Here is a 20390-nt window from a genome sequence, read left to right as displayed (position 1 = left end):
TCAATAAGGGCAATCGATCAATACGGGCAGGCATTGTCCGACATGTAGTCGTGCACCTTGATGGTGCCGGCAATGATGTCGGCCTTGGCTTTTTCGACCGCCGCCTTCATCGCATCGTCGACAAGTGCCTTGTTGTTGTCGTCCATGGCGTAGTCGACGCCGCCTTCCTTGAGGCCGAGATCGTTGATGCCGGCCGTGAACTTGCCGTCCTTGGCATCCATGAAGGTGTTGTAGACGGCAACGTCGACGCGCTTGACCATGGAGGTCAGCACCTTGCCGGGCTGCAGGCCGTTCTGGTTGGAATCGACGCCGATGCCGAGCTTGCCGGCGTCGGCCGCTGCCTGCAGCACACCGACACCGGTGCCGCCTGCCGCTGCGTAGACCACGTCGGCGCCCTGGTCGATCTGCGTCTTGGCGATCTCGCCGCCCTTGGCCGGATCGTTCCAGGCTGCCGGCGTATCGCCGGTCATGTTCTGGATGACGTCGGTGGCGCCGGCCGCCTTGGCGCCGCCGACATAGCCGCAGCCAAACCTGCGGATCAGCGGAATGTCCATGCCGCCGACGAAGCCGACCTTCTTGGTCTTGGAAGCCATCGCCGCCATCACGCCGACGAGGTACGAGCCTTCCTGCTCCTTATAGACCAGGGAGCGGACATTGGGCTTGTCCACGACCATGTCGATGATGGCGAATTTGGTGTCGGGGAACTCGGTGGCAATCTTGTCAAGCGCATCCGACCAGGAGAAGCCCGCCATGACGATCGGATTGCGGCCGTCCTCGGCGAAACGGCGCAGCGCCTGCTCGCGCTGGGTGGCGTTGCTGACCTCGAATTCCACATAGGGGATGCCGGTCTCGGTCTTGAACTTTTCGGCGCCGTGGAAGGACGCCTCGTTGAACGACTTGTCGAACTTGCCGCCGAGATCATAGAGAAGCGCGGGTTGAATGTCCGCGGCGAAGGCCGGAAGAACCATTGCAGCTGCGGCCATAAGGCCGAGAACGATACGTTTCATGTGATCCACACCCCTGTCGGTTATTTGTCCATTATGCACCGCATGCCGGCCCGGTTCTCCGGCAGGCACGCGGCGTCAGGCAGGAGTGTCGTCCTCCCGCTTCGGGCCAATCTGGCACGGCCCGAAACAAAATTCACGTGGAATTTTGACCCTTTGGAAAAGCGTGGCGCCGCATCGCGGCGTCACAGCATATTCCTTGCGTCAGGGTCATAAAATCAGGCGGATACGGCGGCCGGAATGGCGCAGGAGACGCCGGTTCCCTGCAGGCCGCAATAGCCGTAGGGGTTCTTCGCCAGATATTGCTGGTGGTCTTCCTCGGCGAAATAGAATTCCGGCGCCGGCGCGATCTCGGTGGTGATCTTGCCGCGTCCGGCACCGCGCAGCGAAGCCTCGTAGGCGTCGCGCGAGGCGATCGCAGCCTGGTGTTGCGCGTCGTTGAACGTATAGATCGCCGAGCGGTAAGTGGTGCCGACATCATTGCCCTGGCGCATGCCTTGCGTCGGGTCGTGGCTTTCCCAGAACAGCTTCAAGAGCTCGGCATAAGACACGATCTTGGGGTCGTAGACGACGAGCACGACTTCGGCATGGCCGGTGAGCCCGGTGCAGGTTTCCTGGTAGGTCGGGTTGGGCGTGACGCCGCCGGCATAGCCGGCCGCCGTGACCCAGACGCCCTCGACCTGCCAGAACAGGCGCTCGGCGCCCCAGAAACAGCCCAGGCCGAACATCGCCGTCTCCAGCCCTTCGGGATAGGGACCCTTGAGCGGCCTGTTCGAGACAAAGTGCTTCGATGCCGTCGGGATCGGCCGGTCGCGGCCGGGCAGCGCCTCGGAGGGCTTCGGCAGGTTGAGCTTCTTGTTCAGCATGTCGCTGAGAAACATAGTGCGGTTTCCTTTTCTTCTTGGTTGAGCCTCCCCGCTACGGGAACACCGGGTCAGGCTGGAATTTCAGGTCGCGGCGAACCGCCCGCTGGGGCGCTGCCGCCTGTAGCCGATGGCGTAAAGAATGAACGCCAGCACCGCGAACACGGCGAAGCCGGGCTGGCTGAGCACCCAGGCGATGGTGCCATCCCACAGCAGCGGATTGACCTTGTCGCGGACGAAGCTTTCGAAGGCGCTGCGCGTATCCGGCGAGACCGCGAGCCAGCTGGTATTAAGCGGGGTCATCACCAGCGCCGAAGCCGCCACCGACCGGGTCGCATCGAGCACGGCCATGATGACCGAAACCGACAGCGCGACCATTGCAGCGAGACGAAAGATGAAGCGGAACATCCAGACCCTTCCTCCCCAGGAGATTATCAGAATGTCGTATCGGACTGTTAGATAGGATCTACTTGCTTCGCCTGCAATCGCGACACGCGAAGTTGAACCCGCGACCGCCGGTTCGCCGGAACCGGCGGCGCGCCGGACGGCGAGCACACCTCCGCCGCCCCTTTCGATAGGCTCCCAACGGGTGCTCCGGTAACATGGGGTGAGCATCCGTATCCGGCAAAGCGAATAGACTGTCGTTATGTCTTGGCATTCGGCACCGGATCGACTAGATGAGCCCCGCGCCTGTTGCTTTGACGGCTCAGGTGCGGGGAAAGGGTATCCGCTGGTTGACGGCGCCCACGGCCGGAATTCCGGTCCGGAATCCCCAAGGGAGATGCATCTCCCCAACCCGCGCGGCGAAACCGGCCGCAGCGAAAATGCTAAAGACGGAGAGGTGGCCGAGTGGTTGAAGGCGCACGCCTGGAAAGTGTGTTTACGGGAGACCGTAACGCGGGTTCGAATCCCGCTCTCTCCGCCAGCAACACGAATATTTTGTAAGACATTTGACCATTTTTTTGCTTAAGCTATTTGGCTGGCGCCCTTCCCCAAAACAATTTACTTTAAGCTGGGGAATTGACTATCACCCCTAAGGAATTTGGAGACCTGTTGATCATCGCGTAGGAAGAATTGCGCAAGGCAGGGTGGCACTGGTTTTCCTATCATTTCTTCAACGGTCCCCGCCGTTCGCGGTTAGCATTATGGAGGCCGGTGCCAGCATCAACAGCCACGCAAGCGGAATGGGTACGGCGCTCTTTCGAGGACTTCTGAGTATAGGCGGTCTCGACCGCCAATAGCCTGGAGCTCGTCGCTGGCTTCACTATCGGAGACGTCGGGCCTATCGTGGCGGTCAGCTTGGTGGCAGTGGCAGTGCGAACGCTTGATCGGGCGTGACTGCGGGCGGAAGGGCACTAAGTCGTCGCCGGGCGGGCATTAGGACGGCAAAACGAAATGCCTGGAGGGGCATGGGCGAAGGGTCTCGCGAGGCGGCGTCTGATATGTGAGACCCAAATTTCATTTTGCATCCCGTTCCATACTCTCAAACTGCAAAGCAGCACGCGCATGAATTGGGACCTGACGCACTGGAATTGGATTGCCATTGTCCAGATTTTCCTGAGTGCAGGCTTGGGGACTGCTGCCATTAACGGGATGTTTGGCGGCTATCGAGAATATATGGAGCGCCGGCGCAAGGCTGAACATTTAGCGCTTTGCATTGCAGTAATTCTCGAGGAATACGGGGATCAGTGCGCAGGAGTGCTGGTCCGGCAGGACATATACAAGATGTCACCCGGAGCCCTGATGCCCCCGAACCTTCCGGCCTATCCCGACGATCCTACCGCTTGGCAGTCTTTGCGAAAATCTCTTGCCGAACAATCAATGAATTTTAGGAGGGAGGTTGCGATCCGCCAGAGCATTAGCAAGGATGTGATTGATGCTGGCTTCATAGAGGTGAGAACCGATGACTTCATTGTCAGTCACGCCGCAGCCGCCATAAAGCTGGCTGAAGAGTTGCGGTTGGCATACGGGTTCCCGATCCGCAAGAGTCGCGGCATCCATCTTTTGGTATCACGAGCCAACGAAGCTTTGGAACGGGATAGAAGAGTCAAAGAGTGAACAAGCCTTTTATCTTCATAGGTTCATCTAGCGAAAATTTGCGACCAGCCAAGGCAATAGCTGCCGGTCTGAGCTACGACGCGGAGACAATAGTCTGGACAGAGAGCGCGTTTGGGCACTCCGAATATCCACTGGAGGCGCTAGAAAGGCATCTAGACAGAGCAGACTTTGCAGTCTTCGTGTTTATTCCCGATGATGTTACCGTGATGCGTGGTGAAACCAGGAAAACCGTCCGAGATAACGTTCTATTTGAGCTAGGGCTATTTATCGGCCGATTAACACGAAAGCGTACGTTTATTGTTAGACCTCGGGGGATAGAGATAAACTTTCCGTCAGACTTAATAGGGATTACGCCCGTAGACTACGAACCGTCCAGAACAGATGACAATCTAGCCGCCGCACTTGGGCCAGCAACGCACTCGATCCTTGAAGCCATCCGGGTGGGAGGCAGACGGCCTGCCCCCGAGAATGCGGGTCGTGTCGAAGCGGAAAAGGCGCCGGAGAAGGTTCCAGCGGACGCTGACGCCGACAAGCTGCTAAGGACTTTTGAGCCGGCGGACGACTGGCAGCTGTGGCAGTATGAAGATGCCTTTATGCTCGCCGTCTTCCACGAAGACGAGACCCAACAATCCGAGATCGATAGTGCATTTCGAGCCTGCAAATTGGCAGATTCGGAGGAAGCTTTAGCAGTATGGGACAGTTGGCGAGCGTATCTCAACATGAGGGTCGGAAAATCAGGAGCCTTAGAGACCATCCAGGCAAAGGTGGCAACCTTCCCGAACAACTCCCGCCTCTATGACATGCTCGGAGACGTTCTTGCATACTATGGAGATACCATAGGTGCAGTGAGTGCTCATGCGAAGGCACTTGACTGCGCCGCGAGCATTGAACAGGCCTCAGCCGCCGTCAGCAGTCTTGTTACACTCGATGGAGTAAGTGAAGAGTTAGACTATGCTGGAATTAAGTCAAAACTTCTTGCGCTCTCACGAGAAGAGCCCACAAAGAACGCCTTGTTAAGGCGTACATTGCGAAGCTTAGCCAGCGCCAATAGCCTCAAACAAATAGCGAACGCGATAGATGAGGTTCGCTTAAAAGAGACTCCCGACGACACTTCACTTCGATTCGATTTAGCCCATAGCTATGGCCAAAGCGACACAGAGCTGGCTTTGATGCACTATGAGAGCATTCCTGTGCGAGAAAGAACGGGGATGGCTTGGAACAACTTGGGAGTGGCCTATTCCACATTGAAAATTACGGGTGAAGCAGTAGCCGCTTATGAAGAGGCCTCATCAAAGGGAGAAACGTTGGCGGATGCAAACCTAGCCTTTGGCTTAATTCAAGGCGGGTTCTTCGGTGAGGCTCGTAAGCGGCTTCAAGCTGCTGTAGCAATGCCCGATCACCATACTAATGTAGTAGACGCCTTAAGCTCCTTAGATTCAGCTTCCAGAGAACAGGAGGATAAGGTGACACAAGCCCGCGCCATTGCCAAAACGAGGCAAGTCTTCCTGCTGGAACTCGGTTGCGCGGCACTGCAGTCAGACGATTCCGACATTGTAGGCAAGTGGGAAACTGCTGATGGGGTTCTGAACGTTTGCAAAAGGTCTGACGGGTCCTACGAAGCAACCGAAGAATTCGAGCGTGAAGCAACTGGAAATGCCCTGACCGGGAATACCCTCGCTGGGCTGTTTTCGACATATCCGAGACAGCGAACCGAGATAATCGAACTCCGAATCCGACAATTTGGGAACGCTTTCGAGGGAACACTCACTCGACGGCCAAAAGACCAAGCCACTGTCAGCCTTATTGATTCGTTTGCGAGGGAGACCTCAATTGTGGCCTTCTTAGAAGGCACAGCGATACTCAAAGTGCAGTTGCAGAGTTTCGAAAAAACCGAGGTTGTTTGGCGAAAATTAGTGGAGCCTCCGTTACTTACTGCACCGACTGTCGATCAATAAGATGGTGACAGCTTCACAGCCTTCACAAGCGCCCTCTTCTCCTTCTAGGTGTCCCGCTCTCTTCGCCACGTCGATATCTCCGGGCTCCCACCCAGTTCAGCCCACAACCCGACTGGCCCGCGCTCTCCACCAGAGCACGGGCTTTGACAGGCTCGGCACCATCGCCGACCCGTCTAGCGCGGAACCGCTTGTATTCCCGAGACTGAGCGCTCTGTTTCGCTGGAGAAAACCACGAAGGCAAAGATCAGCACGGCGGCAGCGACAATCATCGAGCCGGTGGCGACGATCGGCTCGAGCGCCGGATTTCCCTGCAGCATCAGGTAAAGCGCCGGCAGCATCACCACCAGGCCGAGATTGTACACGCCGTAGTGGATCATCGCCGTCCTGCGGGCAGCCTTTGCCGGGTTCAGCGCATAGTAGCCGCCGAATATTGCACTGGTGACCCACCCCAGCAGGTTGATGTGCGCGTGAGCCGGAAACGCGCCGTGATCTCCTGAAATTGCCATCTGCAGGCCAGCTGCAATTCCCAGAATTAGAAAGACGATGGCTGTCTTGAAAAAGAGTTCCGAAACCTTAGGCATGTCATTCCCCCAAACCGTTTTTGCCGCCGCATCATGCTTTGGTTCCAGCGACCTGCCAAGGGGACCGTCGGGCCTGCGGAGCCATTTGTCCCCGGCCTGACAGCCCGTTGGCGGCCGGCCGCCGGGCCTGGCCGGTTGCGAGTCCAGCCGGTAAAAAATATGCGCTCAGGCTAATTTAATTGCAACATCACCCGCCAGGCTTCCACGTCGTTCTCGCTAGCGAAGTGTCCTGCAAGATGGTGGTGTCATACGCGCCGAAGGTCTGCCCGTCAGTGTTGCAGCAAGGCCTCGCCAAACTTCTCCCACAGCTGTGCGCAATCTGTTGCTCTGAGGCTGGGGGTTCCGAGTGGCCCATACCTGATGACGGCGGCGTGAACATCATAGCCAACGATAGGTGCATTGGCGACAAAGTGGATAGCCTCGCCCAATCGGCGAGAGCCAATTGGCGCATCGGTTTTGTTGGTGATGTCGAAGACACCACAAATATCCACTTCCTGATTTCTGGCTGCCAACGCAGCTTCCATTACCTGTTCGTGCATCATCGAAATCTCTCCTAACGGTCTAAGTCTAAGAACTTGTGCCGGTCCGGCAGCTGACAACCGGCAAATCGAAGTGCCTTTTGCAGCATCTCGATTGGCTCTTGCTGCGAGCCACTCCGCCCGCTCCCGCGGCAAGCCGATAAGGCAACTGCCAGCGAAATCCGCAGGCACGTCCACGGTCGCATCAAACACGGCCCACGTGCCAGTCGGCTCCTGAACGGGCAAAAACCTCATAACAGCGCCTGCTAATATACTATGCCGACTGTGAGGACGGGACTTTTTTCCTGCATCAACTAAACGAATGAGAGCTGGTGTCGAAGTGCCGGGCGACGCTCGTCGAAAACAAATCGTCGGCGACATCGCCAGGATCGAAGGTGCGCCTGAGCAGCGATCCGGCAGCATTCGGGGCTCGCCGACAGGGACAAGCACAAGACGCAGCGCCGGCACGCCTCGTCAGATGTCACTTTCTGCCCTGCGGATAGATGGTCTCGCCGCGCTTCAGCATCTCCACGAACGCCGCGATCTTCTTCTTGCGTCCCGCTTCGGTTTTCATGTTGTGGATGCGGAAGGCGAGTGCGAAGCGGTTTTGCCCGCTGAGCTTTGCCAGCATCTCTTTCGCCCTGGGCTCGGCGTCTATTGCCGCCTGGAGATCGTCGGGGATCTTCATCTCCTTGCCGCTCTTGTAAGCGCGCGCCCAGCGGCCATCGGCCTTGGCTGCCTCGACCTGTTTCAGCCCGAGCTCGGTCATCCGGCCCTCCTCGATCAGCCGGGCGACATTGTCGACATTGATCTGGCTCCAGGTGCTCTTCCTGCCGCGCGGGGTGTAGCGCTGCAGGTAGCTTTTGCCGTCCAACGCCTTGCGCACCGCATCGATCCAGCCCCAGCACAACGCCACGTCGATGGCTTGCTTCGGCGTAATCGACGGCTGCCCCGAATCGAGCTTATGTATCTTGATCCAGACTTCGTCCTCGCTGACGTGATGCTCGCCAAGCCAGGCATGGAAGCTTTCGGCATCCCTGAACTCGCGCACCTTGGCGGGGTCGATCTTGACGGGCGCCATCAGCCGGTCCGCCGGTGACGCAGGCGCGTGACGATGCCAAGCCGCTTGCCTGCCGCGCGCATGCTCATCTCAGCTCCGACAACCGGGATCATGGTTCGCTCCCCTCAACGATGCGAATACGAAACCTAGACGATCTTTCTGCTTTCATCATCAAGAGCGTCTCCCTCCAGGTACCGCTCCAATGCCTCCATTGGCCACTGACACTGATCTTACTCGTACGGAACCGCTCGGCATCCGCAGATTTATTTGCAACTTCTAATTTAGCTGGATGCATGCTGAGAGCCTTCATTTAGGCCGCCATCCATTGCACTTGACGGTCTCTCGAGCTGTATCTAGCCCGAACTGCTGCCGTCTCGATCGATTTTCTAACGCAACCAAGCCTTTACCTTTCAGCCAGTTTGGAGTTGCCCCTGCGTTGCGTTCGTGGTCAGGTACAACCATGGCGTTCAATGCGGCATTCGGCAACGGTCGCCTCACCGACCGTCAAGGCAACACACCGTCAAGCCAACACAGGAGATAGCAATGGGCATTTTCGACAGTATCAAAGGTGCGATTTTCGGAAACGCGGTTGCGGCCGAAGCGCCGACGGCGCAACCGTCTCCCGCGCCTGCTTCGAACACGGCCACCCAGCCGACGGCGCCTACCCGACCCGGCCCGGCTGCAACCCCGGCTCCGGCCGCGCCGGCCGCGCCGTCCTCTGCCCCGGACATCGCTGCCATTCTCGACAAGGCGGTGGCCGCGAAGGGGCAAAAGCTCAACTGGAAGAATTCGATCGTCGACCTGATGAAGGCTCTGAATATCGACAGCAGCCTCGGCGCCCGCAAGGAGCTTGCCCACGAGCTGAACTACACCGGCGACATGAACGACACCGTAACGATGAATCTGTGGCTGCATGATGCACTGATGAAAAAGCTGGCCGAGAATGGCGGCAAGCTTCCGAGCGACCTGGCCGCCTAGAGTCATAAGACAAGCAATTCCGGGAAAACGTGTGAACGGTTTTCCGTCCGGAATTGCGTCAAACAAAAAAGACAGACCGGTTCGGCGTTTCCGTGAAACGACGAACCGTTCCAGTCCTGCCCGAACCGTGGTTCTTGCTGCGCTGGCTTCGGCCGCAACCGAGCAGACCACACTGCCAAGTATCAGACTGCAAAGTAAATAAAATTGAGACCGATCCCGGCCGCCGGGATCGGTCTTTGTCGAAGTCGCATGGCACAAAAGCACTGGCGCCTCGCGCCCGGATTGCCTCACGCAAAACCGACGATTTCGGTCGCCGACCACGTGCTGGTAGGACCACCATTTCGCTGGCGAAACCCGACGTTCGGCGTATCATTCTCCCGGGAGAGGGTTCATGGTGGGAGGAAGCCAATGAACGTGGTGCAGAGGGTGACTGTCGCCGACTTGACGGCCCAAGAGCTTGTTTCATCTGCGCTTTCACGGTTCGGTGCCGGCGACACCATATCGACGAGGGCGATGCTGGACATCGTTCGCAGGACGGCCCCGGCCTGCGGCAACAGTGACGACGATCTGGTCGAGCTTATCGTCATGACGGCCGTTGGTAGGACCATGGGCGTCGTGTTCGACCATCGCTCCCATTAGCAAACCGGAACGAATATCAGGCTGCGCCCAGGAGCAGTGGCGGGCGGTTGGCAGCGCCGCCAAAGAGGCCAGCCTGTTTGTGCGTGAAGGTCGGCCTGGCACCAAGCCCTTGCTTTGAGCAAAACCGCTGCTCATGCCGGGTCATGCCCGAACGCGGTAATTGGGCGACACGCTCGAAGGAACTCGCTGAAATCTTGCCCGTTATGCCCTCGTCGAGATGAGGAGAGCTGTCATGGCCGACGACAAAACCAAGACCGACAGTCGCGACCGCTCACGAGTGGCGGGCGGCGAAGACTACGAGGTACGTCACTTCGCCGAGGAAGCGGGCATTACCCCGGATCAGGCACGCACGCTGATCAAGCGCCACGGCACCGATCGCAAGGTGCTGAACGAAATCGCCGAGAGCATAAGAGCGTCGTAATGGCTGACAAGAAAACCGCAATGGCCGACCGCAAGACGCGCGATGCGGACGAAAAGGAGGCTCTGCGTCTGGCTGAAACCACCGACGTTTCGCCGAAGCAGGCGAAGGATCTGATGCGCAAGCACGGCAAGGACAGCCCGAAGGTCGAGAAGGAAGCCAAGAACTTCAAGGCCGAGGGCTGAACGCGCCGAGCCGGTTGGACGCGCGGCACAGGATTGTGGCCGCAATCCTGCAGCTTATCGGTTTTCTAACAAATTCGGCCTATCCCTACCGCTATCGCGGCTCAGGGATGCCACATGCGCGGGATATCTGGTGAGGCGAGGCCGTCGATAGACGACATACGGCATGTGAGGCTGGTGTTTTGCCTGTTGGCGGCCGTCGTGATGGCGGCGGCGCTCCTCGCCTTTGCCACCTCCCTCCTGCAGGATCCCGATAGCTGGTGGCACATCAAGGTCGGCATGGATATGCTGGCAAGCCGCACATTCCCCACCGTCGACATCTATTCCTACACTTTTGCCGGCCAGCCATGGATCGCCAAGGAATGGCTTAGCCAGGTTCTCCTTGCAATTGCCTTTGAAGCCGGCGGCTGGAACGGCGTGGTACTGCTGGCGACTGCAGTAATCGCGCTGACGGTCTTCTTGACGTCGTGGTATCTCAGCGCGTGGTTGAAGCCGACGCTGGCGATAGGACTGACGCTGGTGCTCGCGCTGTTGATCGGGCCGATCTATGTCGCCCGGCCGCACATCTTTACCTTGCCCATTATCGTCGTCTGGACCGCCGGTCTTTTCGAAGCCGCACGCAACGAGAAAGCGCCGCCTTTATGGCTGCTGGCGCTGCTTTGCCTGTGGGCCAATCTCCACGCCACCTTCACCTTCGGTTTCGTCATCGCCGCCTTCGCCGGCCTCGACCTCGTCATGCGCACGCGCTTGTCGAACCCCCGGCTGCTGGCCAAGTGGATCGCTTTCGGGCTGCTTTGCCCGCTGATCAGCCTGCTCAATCCCTATGGCGTCAAGGCCATACTCGCCACATTCACCGTGGCCTATGGCAATGAGGCGGTGCCTTACATTGCGGAGTGGCAGCCGTTCGACGCCTCGCGGCATACCCTCCAGGAGGTGGCCCTGCTGGTGGCGTTTTTCGGGCTGCTCGTGTCGAGATTGCGCATTGGCTGGGCCAAGGCGCTGTTCCTTGTCTTCACGTTGCACGTCTATCTCACCCACATACGGTTCATGTACCTGTTCTTTCTTCTTGTCCCGGTCGTCCTTGCCGTCGAGGTCGCGCAACAATATCCAGCGCTTTCAGCCGCAAAATGGGCGGCTGAAAAGCGCGACGGACTTGAACATTTTTTCGCACGGCAATTTTCCAGGATTTGCGCTGGAATTGCCGTTTTGGTGGTTTTGGCGGCTGCGGCGTTCATGGCGTATCCGGTGGTGCCGAGCCAGAAGACCTCGGCGAGGGACGCGCTGGCATTCGCCCAAACCCATAAACTGTCGGGCAATCTGCTGAACTCCTACAATTTCGGCGGCACGCTGATTTTCCATGGCATCAGGACGTTTATCGACGGCCGCGCGGATCAGCTCTTCCTGAATGGCTTTACGGAAACGGATGAGCAGACTGGGCACAGCCGGGGCAAGCCGATCCTGAAAGCCCAACTCGAGAAATATACGGTAGGCTGGGCATTGTTGACCGCCGACGACAGCCGCATTCCGTTCTTCGAGGAACTGGGCTGGAAGCGGGCCTATGCGGACGACTACGCGGTGATCTACACCCGCGCGGACTGATCCCCGGCAGCTTCGCGCGCCGGTGCGCACCTCCCTCCTGAAGCTGTGGCCAGCGCCGAGGCGGCGAAATCCTTATGGGATTTTGATTTCTTTGCTCCGCGTCCCGTCTCGAACCTTTATGGCACTTTGATCCATATTCGCCGAAGCGATGTATCCGGCCGCCGATGTGATGCGGCGACAGGCTCGGATAGTTTTGTCCAAGTTGAAAAGAACAAACACCATTATAAGGAAAATGCACGATGGACATCGTTGTTGTCGGGATTGGAATCGCGTTCTTTGCTCTATGCTTTGGCTACATCAAAGCCTGCGACAAGCCGTAAGTTTAGGGATCGTAACATGCTTTTCGACTATATCCTCGGCGGCGCCGTGACCTTGTTTCTTCTCGCTTACCTGACATACGCCCTCGTTCGCCCGGAACGCTTCTGATCTCCGCTGGCAAGGAGCCAACCCCATGACAATCAACGGATGGCTGCAGATCCTCGTCTATTGCGGGATCGTAGTTTTGCTGGCCAAGCCGCTCGGCGGCTACATGCATCGCGTTTTCAGCGGCGAGCGCACATTCCTATCGTCAATTCTGGCCCCGCTCGAGCGCGGGCTCTACCGCATATCAGGGACCAGCGAGCGCGAGGAGCAGCACTGGACCTCCTATGCGGCGGCCCTGCTGTTCTTTAACCTGGCCGGCTTCCTGGTGCTCTATTTGCTGCAACGGCTGCAAGGCGGCCTGCCCTACAATCCGGCCGGCATGACCGCCGTCGAACCTGGGCTGGCCTTCAACACCGCCGCCAGCTTCATGACCAACACCAACTGGCAGAACTACGGCGGCGAAAGCACGATGTCCTATCTCGTGCAGATGGCCGGCTTGACCGTGCAGAATTTTCTGTCGGCGGCGACCGGCATCGCCATTGCGGTCGCACTGATCCGCGGCTTTGCCAGGGCCTCAGGCAAATCCATCGGCAATTTCTGGGTCGATATGACCCGCTGCACGCTCTATCTGCTTTTGCCGTTCTGCATCGTCCTGACGCTCGTCTATGTCTATCTCGGCATGCCACAGACGCTCGCTGCCTACGTCAACGCGACCACGCTCGAAGGCGCGCAACAGACCATCGCGGTCGGGCCGGTCGCATCGCAGATCGCCATCAAGATGCTCGGCACCAATGGCGGCGGTTTCTTCAACGCCAATGCAGCGCATCCCTTCGAAAATCCCGATGCAATCTCCAACCTGATCCAGATGGTGACGATCTTTGCCCTCGGCGCGGCGCTGACCAATGTCTTCGGCCGCATGGTCGGCAACCAGCGCCAGGGCTGGGCAATTCTGTCGGCTATGGGCGTGCTGTTCATCGCCGGCGTTGCCGTCTGCTACTGGGCCGAGGCCGCCGGCAATCCTCTGGTCCATGCCCTCGGCATCGACGGCGGCAACATGGAGGGCAAGGAGAGCCGCTTCGGCATCGCCCTGTCGGCACTGTTTGCCGTCATCACCACGGCCGCGTCCTGCGGCGCGGTCAATGCCATGCATGACAGCTTCACCGCACTCGGCGGCATGATCCCCATCATCAACATGCAGCTCGGCGAGGTCATTGTCGGCGGCGTCGGCGCCGGCTTCTACGGTATCCTGATGTTCATCGTCATTGCCGTTTTCGTCGCCGGGTTGATGGTCGGACGCACGCCCGAATATCTCGGCAAGAAGATCGAGGCCAAGGAGGTCAAGATGGCTATACTGGCCGTGCTCTGCCTGCCGCTGGCAATGCTGATCTTCACCGCTATCGCGGTGGTGCTGCCGACCGGCGTTGCTTCCATCGCCAACGCCGGTCCACACGGCTTCTCCGAGGTTCTCTATGCCTACACCTCGGCCGCGGCGAACAATGGCTCCGCCTTTGGCGGTCTCAGCGGCAACACGCCCTGGTACAACATAACGCTCGGCATCGGCATGCTGATGGGCCGCTTCCTGGTCATCATTCCGGCGTTGGCGATTGCTGGCTCGCTGGTTGCGAAGAAGACCGTCCCTGCCTCCGCCGGCACCTTCCCGACGGACGGTCCGCTGTTCGTCGGACTGCTGGCCGGTGTCATCCTGATCGTCGGTGGCCTGACCTTCTTCCCTGCCCTGGCGGTCGGACCGATCGTCGAGCACCTGGCGATGATTCACGGTCAGACATTCTGAAACGGCGATGCCCTGGTTCAAGATCATACCTCGAAAGGTCCGGCATCGCCCCGAGCCGGAGGGGGAGAAAACGCCCCCTCCTTTCCCGACGCTGTCCACATTCCTCGCTATTGCGGCAGCCTTGATCATGATCTGGCTGCTGGCTTACGGGCCGCCGCACCTTCGTTCGGCACACGATCGACCGGTCAACAACATCGACACTGGAGCCACCAAATGAGCCCGTCGAAATCCGTGAGCATCATGGATACCCGCATTCTGTGGCCCGCTATCGGCGGTTCCTTCAGAAAACTGAACCCGCGCACCTTGATGCGGAACCCGGTGATGTTCGTCGTCGCCGTCGTCTCGGCGCTCACCACCGTGCTGTTCGTCAAGGATCTCGTTACCGGCGGCGGCGATCTTGGCTTCACGCTGCAGATCATCATCTGGCTGTGGTTCACCGTGCTCTTCGCCAATTTCGCCGAAGCGGTGGCCGAAGGCCGCGGCAAGGCGCAGGCAGACTCGCTGCGCCGGGCGCGCACCGAGACGCAGGCCAAGCTGTTGAACGGTGGCGACCGCAGCAAGTTCAAACTGGTGCCCGGCACCAGCCTGAAGGTCGGCGACATCGTGCTGGTCGAAGCCGGCGACATCATCCCCTCGGACGGCGAGGTGGTCGAAGGCGTGGCTTCAGTCAACGAGGCGGCCATCACCGGCGAATCCGCACCGGTCATTCGCGAATCCGGAGGCGATCGTTCGGCGGTGACCGGCGGCACGCAGGTCTTGTCCGACTGGATCCGCGTGCGCATCACTGCGGCTGCCGGCCATACGTTCCTCGACCGCATGATCTCGTTGGTCGAGGGCGCCGAGCGCCAGAAGACACCCAACGAGATCGCGCTTAACATCCTGCTCGTCGGCATGACGCTGATCTTCGTGCTGGCGACGGCGACGATCCCGAGCTTCGCCTCGTATTCGGGCGGCTATATCTCGGTGACCGTGCTGGTCGCCCTGTTCGTTACCCTGATCCCGACCACAATTGGCGCCCTGCTGTCGGCCATCGGCATTGCCGGCATGGACCGCCTGGTGCGCTTCAACGTACTCGCCATGTCGGGCCGCGCCGTCGAGGCGGCCGGCGATGTCGACACGCTGCTGCTCGACAAGACCGGAACCATCACGCTGGGCAACCGTCAGGCGACGGCATTTCGTCCGGTCAAGGGCGTCACCGAACAGGAACTGGCCGACGCGGCCCAGCTTGCCTCGCTTGCCGACGAAACGCCGGAAGGCCGCTCGATCGTCGTCCTGGCGAAGGAAAAATACGCCATCCGCGCCCGCGACATGGCAAGCCTGCACGCGACGTTCGTGCCCTTCACCGCGCAAACCCGCATGAGCGGCGTCGATCTGGAAGGCTCCTCGGTCCGCAAGGGCGCAGTCGATGCGGTGCTTGCCCACGTCAACCTCTCGACCGTTGCCACAGGCAGTACGCGCCCCGGCAGCGACACCGTCCGCGACCTCCAGGGGATCGCCGCCGAGATCGCCAAATCGGGTGGCACCCCACTGGCGGTCGAGCGCGACGGGCGCCTGCTCGGCGTCGTCCATCTGAAGGACATCGTCAAGGGCGGCATCGCAGAACGCTTTGCCGAATTGCGCCGCATGGGCATCCGCACGGTGATGATCACCGGTGATAATCCGATGACCGCGGCGGCGATCGCGGCGGAAGCCGGCGTCGACGACTTCCTTGCCCAGGCGACGCCCGAGGACAAGTTGAAGCTGATCCGCGACGAGCAGGCCAAAGGCAAGCTGGTCGCGATGTGCGGCGATGGCACCAACGATGCGCCGGCCCTTGCGCAGGCCGATGTCGGCGTTGCCATGAACACCGGCACGGTCGCGGCGCGCGAGGCCGGCAACATGGTCGATCTTGACAGCGATCCGACCAAGCTGATCGAGATCGTCGAAATCGGCAAGGCGCTGCTGATGACGCGTGGTTCGCTGACCACCTTCTCCATCGCCAACGACGTGGCCAAGTATTTTGCCATCATCCCGGCAATATTCGCCGTCTTCTACATCGCCCCGGGCCAGACCGCCGGGCCGCTGCAAGCGCTCAACGTCATGCATCTGGCGACGCCGCAGAGCGCTATCCTCTCGGCCATCATCTTCAACGCGCTGATCATCATCGCGCTGATCCCGCTGTCGCTAAGGGGCGTCAAATACCGCGCGGTCGGCGCCGGTGCGCTGCTCAGCCGCAATCTCATTGTCTATGGTCTCGGCGGCGTCGTCGTCCCCTTCGTCGGCATCAAGGTGATCGACATGGCTATCACTGCTCTCGGTCTCGCATAAGGAACCACGTCGATGCTCAATCAAATCAGGCCCGCGATCGTCATGATCGTCTTCTTCACCGTTCTGACGGGTTTGGTCTATCCGATCGGCATGACCGGCATTGCCCAGGCGCTGTTTTCGCGCCAGGCCAATGGCAGCCTGATCGAGAAGGACGGCAAGCTCGTCGGTTCCGAGCTGATCGGCCAGGCTTTCGCCAGCGACCGCTATTTCCATGGCCGCCCGTCGGCTGCCGGCGACGGCTACAATGCCGCCGCCTCGGGCGGCTCGAATCTCGGCCCAACCAACCCGAAGCTCATCGACCGTATCAAGAGCGACGCCGAAAAGTTGAGAGCAGAAAACCCGAACCAGCCGGTGCCGATGGATCTGGTCACCACGTCCGGCAGCGGGCTCGATCCGCATATCAGCCCCGATGCGGCCTATTTTCAGGTTGCCAGGGTGGCCAAGGCCAGGGGCGTCAATGAATCCCGGATCAAATCGGTTGTCGACAGCCAAGTCGAGGATCGCGAGTTGGGTTTCATCGGCGAGCCGGTGGTCAATGTGCTGGCCCTCAACCTTGCGCTGGACGATGCGATGAAACAATGAAAGGCGGCGCCGGGATCGACACCGAAGCCGGCGCCGTTCATGATTGACCCTTATGCCAGACGACAGCCGCACCGCCGAAACCAGGCCGTCTCCCGACGCGCTGCTCGCGCATGCCGAGCGGGAGGAGCGCGGTCGCCTGAGGATATTTCTCGGCGCCGCCCCCGGTGTCGGCAAGACCTACGAGATGTTGATGTCGGGCCGCGCCAGGCTGGCCGACGGGGTCGACGTGGTGATCGGCATCGTCGAGACGCACGGCCGCAAGGAAACCCAGACGCTGGTCGAAGGCTACGAGGTCATTCCTCGCCTTGAGATCGATTATAAGGGGCGGATCCTCGAGGAGATGGATCTCGACGCCATCCTCGCCCGGCACCCGGCGCTGGTTCTGGTCGACGAACTCGCCCACACCAACGTCGCCGGCAGCCGTCACCCCAAGCGCTATCTCGACGTCCAGGAAATCTTGACGCACGGCATCGATGTCTACACGACACTGAACATCCAGCACGTCGAAAGCCTGAACGACGTCGTGGCGCAGATCACGCGCGTCAGGGTGCGCGAGACGGTTCCAGACTCGATCATCGACCAGGCCGACGACATCGAGATCATCGACCTCACCCCCGACGACCTGATCAAGCGGCTGGAGGAAGGCAAGGTCTACTTCTCCAACACCGCCCAGCGCGCCATCGAGAACTACTTCTCGCCGGGCAATCTGACGGCTCTCAGGGAGTTGGCGCTCCGCCGCACCGCCCAGCGTGTCGACGAGCAGTTGCTCAACCATATGCAGGCCCACGCGATCCCGGGACCGTGGGCGGCCGGAGAAAGGGTTCTCGTCTGCGTCGACGCACGTCCGGGCGGAGCGGCTCGCATCCGCTATGCACGCAGGCTGGCCGACCGGCTCCGCGCCCCCTGGACGGCGCTTCATGTGGACACCCCTCGCTCAGCCGCCATGCCCGAGGAGGACAAGGATCGGCTGGCGACGCAGCTGCGCCTTGCCGAGCAGCTCGGTGCCGAGGTGACGACCATTCCGGGTCAGAATGTCGCGCAAGACATCGTTCGCCACGCGACGGCGAACAACTTCACCCATATCGTGATCGGCAGGCCGACCCGATCGCGCTGGCGCGAATTGATCGAAGGCTCGCTCACCTATGATCTCATCCGCGACGCCGGCAACATCAGCGTCCATGTAATTTCGGGAACCGACCAGGGCACCGACGCACCCTCGAAAAATGTCAGCGCGGCAACCGAGCAGAAGCAGTTTCAGGTTAGGCCCTACCTGCTAGCCACAGCCTATGTCATGGGCTCCCTCGCCTTCAGCACTGTTCTCGACCAGTTTCTCGACGTTCGCAATCTGGCCATTGTCTTTCTGCTGGCGGTGCTCACATCGGCTGTAACGGGCGGGCTCTGGCCAGCGTTGTACGCCTGTGTCGTCAGCGCCCTTGCATTCAACTACTTTTTCCTAGAGCCGCGCTACACATTGACGATCAGGGATCCGGAGAGCATCGTTGCGCTTGCCGTGTTCCTTGTTGTCGCCGTTATCGCCAGCAATCTGACGGCGCGGGTGCAGCGTCAGGCGATTGCCGCCAGCTCACGGGCGCGCGCCACGGAAGACATCTATCAGTTTTCAAAGAAGCTCGCCGGCGCCGGTACCCTGGACGACGTGCTATGGGCCACTGCCTTCCAGATCGCCTTGATGCTGAAGCTGCGCGTGGTGCTGCTTTTGCCCGAGGACGGCACAATCGCGGTCAAAGCCGGCTACCCACCCGACGACACGCTGGCCGAGGCCGACATCGCAGCAGCCCGCTGGGCGTGGGAACATAACCGCGCCGCCGGGCGCGGCGCCGACACCCTGCCCGGAGCAAAACGCCTCTATCTGCCCCTGCGGACCGGACGCACGGCGGTGGGCGTTGTCGGCCTCGACAACGACAAGCAAGGTCCGCTGCTAACACCCGAGCAACAGCGTCTGCTCGATGCGCTCGCCGACCAGGCGGCGGTCGCCATCGAGCGTATCCAGCTCGTCGCCGATGTTGACCGGGCCAAGCTTGCGGCCGAGGCAGACCGTCTGCGCTCGGCCTTGCTCACCTCCATTTCCCACGATTTGAAGACGCCGCTTGCCGCCATCATGGGCGCGGCCGGAACACTCAGGGAATTCGAGGCCGCACTTCCCGAGGAGGACCGGGCGGAACTGCTGTCGACCGTGCTTGATGAATCGGAAAGGCTGAACCGCTTCATCGCCAACCTGCTCGACATGACCAAGATAGAATCCGGCACGATGGAGCCGAATTATGCGTTCCACTATGTCGGCGACATTGTCGGCTCAGCCCTGCATCGGGCCCGCAAAATCGTCGGCGAGCACAAGACCGAGATCGATATTCCATCGGATCTGCCGATGTTGCGGCTCGACCCCGTTCTGTTTGAACAGGTGCTGTTCAACCTCCTCGACAATGCTGCAAAATACGCGCCGCTAGGCTCGACGATCCGCCTGCAGGCCTGGACGGACAACGGCTTCGTCATCCTGCAGATCATGGATGAGGGACCAGGCATTCCGCCAGCCGATCTGGAGCGCGTTTTCGATACATTCTACCGTGTGCGCAAGGGTGACCAGGTGCGTGCCGGCACCGGGCTCGGATTGTCGATTTGCCGTGGCTTCATCGAAGCGATGGGCGGGACTCTCTCGGCGGCAAACAGAACCGACCGCTCTGGTGCGGTTTTCACCATCTGGATGCAGGTGGTGCCGGCAGAGCTGCCCAACCTCGGCGAACCCGATGCAGGCCATCAGAATATGGACGATCTGGCATGACGAGCCTGGACGTCAGGATATTGGTGGTCGACGACGAACCGCCGATCCGAAAACTGCTTCGCGTCGGGCTCGGCAGCCAGGGCTATGCGATCAGCGAGGCGCCGAACGCCAACGTGGCGATCGAACTCATGGAGGCGGAAAAACCGGACCTGATCCTGCTCGATCTCGGCCTGCCCGGCATGAGCGGTCATGATTTGCTGCGCAAATGGCGCGACGACGGCCTCGATATTCCCGTGGTCATCCTATCCAGCCGCACCGACGAGGCCGGCATCGTCTCGGCCCTCGAACTCGGCGCCGACGATTATATCACCAAGCCGTTCGGTATGAACGAGCTTGTCGCACGCATCCGCGTAGCGCTTCGCCACAAGTTCCAGAAGCAGGGTGAGAGACCGGTGTTCGAAACCGGCGACCTCTCCGTCGATCTGGTGAAGCGCATCGTCAAGGTCGAGGACAGGGAGATAAAGCTCTCGCCGAAGGAATACGACATTCTTCGCACCTTGGTGCAGCACGCCGGCAAGGTTCTCACCCACCAGTTCCTGCTGAAGCAGGTCTGGGGCGATTCCACCGACGTTCAATATCTCAGAGTCTACGTCCGGCAGATCAGGCAAAAGATCGAAAAAACGCCCGACCAGCCCCGCTATATCACCACCGAGACCGGCGTCGGATACCGGCTGCGCGAAGTCGATTGACGCGACGG

General features: G+C 60.1%; 19 protein-coding genes and 1 tRNA gene. 14 read left to right on the top strand and 6 right to left on the bottom strand.

The features are described 5' to 3' along the window. Positions 1-17: 17 nt before the first annotated feature. The 3 genes from NKH13_RS03540 to NKH13_RS03530 form a co-directional block, all read right to left on the bottom strand. Complete coding sequence (locus NKH13_RS03540) at positions 18-1007, bottom strand: BMP family lipoprotein (RefSeq protein WP_352856924.1); 990 nt, start codon at positions 1005-1007, stop codon at positions 18-20. A 215-nt stretch (positions 1008-1222) separates the two neighbouring features. Next, a complete protein-coding gene (msrA, locus tag NKH13_RS03535; RefSeq protein ID WP_352856922.1) occupies positions 1223-1885 on the bottom strand; it encodes a peptide-methionine (S)-S-oxide reductase MsrA in 663 nt (220 codons plus the stop codon). Between the two features lie 66 nt (positions 1886-1951). Continuing rightward, the gene (locus tag NKH13_RS03530; RefSeq protein WP_352856920.1) at positions 1952-2275 is read right to left on the bottom strand and encodes a hypothetical protein; all 324 of its coding nucleotides are present in this window, start codon (positions 2273-2275) and stop codon (positions 1952-1954) included. 427 nt (positions 2276-2702) lie between these two features. Between NKH13_RS03530 and NKH13_RS03525 the strand changes: the two genes are divergently transcribed. The 3 genes from NKH13_RS03525 to NKH13_RS03515 all read left to right on the top strand — a co-directional run bounded on the left by NKH13_RS03525 (position 2703) and on the right by NKH13_RS03515 (position 5880). Continuing rightward, positions 2703-2792, top strand: a tRNA-Ser gene (locus NKH13_RS03525). Between the two features lie 581 nt (positions 2793-3373). Continuing rightward, positions 3374-3925 (top strand): hypothetical protein, encoded by a 552-nt coding sequence (locus NKH13_RS03520; RefSeq protein WP_352910682.1) that lies wholly within the window; start codon positions 3374-3376, stop codon positions 3923-3925. Then, positions 3922-5880 (top strand): TIR domain-containing protein, encoded by a 1959-nt coding sequence (locus NKH13_RS03515; protein ID WP_352910679.1) that lies wholly within the window; start codon positions 3922-3924, stop codon positions 5878-5880. The genes NKH13_RS03520 and NKH13_RS03515 overlap by 4 nt, the downstream gene beginning before the upstream one ends. 173 nt (positions 5881-6053) lie before the next feature. On the opposite strand, the gene NKH13_RS03510 is transcribed toward NKH13_RS03515, so the two are convergent. The 3 genes from NKH13_RS03510 to NKH13_RS03500 all read right to left on the bottom strand — a co-directional run bounded on the left by NKH13_RS03510 (position 6054) and on the right by NKH13_RS03500 (position 8060). Next, the gene (locus tag NKH13_RS03510; protein ID WP_352910677.1) at positions 6054-6461 is read right to left on the bottom strand and encodes a hypothetical protein; all 408 of its coding nucleotides are present in this window, start codon (positions 6459-6461) and stop codon (positions 6054-6056) included. Between the two features lie 269 nt (positions 6462-6730). Then, positions 6731-7003, bottom strand: a complete 273-nt coding sequence (locus tag NKH13_RS03505; protein ID WP_292657364.1) for a hypothetical protein — start codon at positions 7001-7003, stop codon at positions 6731-6733. Between the two features lie 457 nt (positions 7004-7460). Further along, positions 7461-8060, bottom strand: coding sequence for a YdeI/OmpD-associated family protein (locus NKH13_RS03500; RefSeq protein WP_352910675.1), 600 nt, complete (start codon positions 8058-8060; stop codon positions 7461-7463). A gap of 522 nt (positions 8061-8582) precedes the next feature. Here NKH13_RS03500 and NKH13_RS03495 point away from each other — a divergent pair. From NKH13_RS03495 to NKH13_RS03445, 11 genes are all read left to right on the top strand, one after another. After that, positions 8583-9017 carry a DUF3597 domain-containing protein gene (locus tag NKH13_RS03495; RefSeq protein ID WP_352910673.1) on the top strand — a complete coding sequence of 145 codons (435 nt, stop codon included), beginning with the start codon at positions 8583-8585 and terminating at the stop codon, positions 9015-9017. Between the two features lie 408 nt (positions 9018-9425). After that, on the top strand, positions 9426-9656 hold the full coding sequence (locus tag NKH13_RS03490; protein WP_023675303.1) for a hypothetical protein: 231 nt from the start codon (positions 9426-9428) through the stop codon (positions 9654-9656). A gap of 232 nt (positions 9657-9888) precedes the next feature. Beyond that, complete coding sequence (locus tag NKH13_RS03485) at positions 9889-10077, top strand: DUF3606 domain-containing protein (protein WP_292657372.1); 189 nt, start codon at positions 9889-9891, stop codon at positions 10075-10077. Beyond that, positions 10077-10259 carry a hypothetical protein gene (locus tag NKH13_RS03480; RefSeq protein WP_352910670.1) on the top strand — a complete coding sequence of 61 codons (183 nt, stop codon included), beginning with the start codon at positions 10077-10079 and terminating at the stop codon, positions 10257-10259. Before NKH13_RS03485 ends, NKH13_RS03480 begins: the two co-directional genes overlap by 1 nt. A gap of 114 nt (positions 10260-10373) precedes the next feature. Further along, positions 10374-11855: a hypothetical protein gene (locus NKH13_RS03475; RefSeq protein ID WP_352910667.1), complete on the top strand. Its 1482-nt coding sequence runs from the start codon at positions 10374-10376 to the stop codon at positions 11853-11855. A gap of 45 nt (positions 11856-11900) precedes the next feature. Beyond that, positions 11901-12281: a K(+)-transporting ATPase subunit F gene (kdpF, locus tag NKH13_RS03470; RefSeq protein ID WP_352910664.1), complete on the top strand. Its 381-nt coding sequence runs from the start codon at positions 11901-11903 to the stop codon at positions 12279-12281. Positions 12282-12306: 25 nt separating this feature from the next. Then, positions 12307-14010, top strand: coding sequence for a potassium-transporting ATPase subunit KdpA (kdpA, locus tag NKH13_RS03465; protein ID WP_352910662.1), 1704 nt, complete (start codon positions 12307-12309; stop codon positions 14008-14010). Positions 14011-14223: 213 nt separating this feature from the next. After that, positions 14224-16317 (top strand): potassium-transporting ATPase subunit KdpB, encoded by a 2094-nt coding sequence (gene kdpB, locus NKH13_RS03460; protein ID WP_352713755.1) that lies wholly within the window; start codon positions 14224-14226, stop codon positions 16315-16317. 12 nt (positions 16318-16329) lie between these two features. Then, the gene (kdpC, locus tag NKH13_RS03455; RefSeq protein ID WP_352910659.1) at positions 16330-16899 is read left to right on the top strand and encodes a potassium-transporting ATPase subunit KdpC; all 570 of its coding nucleotides are present in this window, start codon (positions 16330-16332) and stop codon (positions 16897-16899) included. A gap of 52 nt (positions 16900-16951) precedes the next feature. Beyond that, positions 16952-19693, top strand: coding sequence for a DUF4118 domain-containing protein (locus NKH13_RS03450; protein ID WP_352910657.1), 2742 nt, complete (start codon positions 16952-16954; stop codon positions 19691-19693). Then, positions 19690-20382 (top strand): response regulator transcription factor, encoded by a 693-nt coding sequence (locus NKH13_RS03445; RefSeq protein WP_352713763.1) that lies wholly within the window; start codon positions 19690-19692, stop codon positions 20380-20382. The genes NKH13_RS03450 and NKH13_RS03445 overlap by 4 nt, the downstream gene beginning before the upstream one ends. Positions 20383-20390: the final 8 nt, after the last annotated feature.

Source organism: Mesorhizobium sp. M1348 (genome assembly GCF_040317925.1).
Classification (GTDB): Bacteria; Pseudomonadota; Alphaproteobacteria; order Rhizobiales; family Rhizobiaceae; genus Mesorhizobium.
The sequence above is the reverse complement of the archived record's forward strand: the minus strand, read 5'-3'. Positions and strand labels throughout refer to the sequence as shown.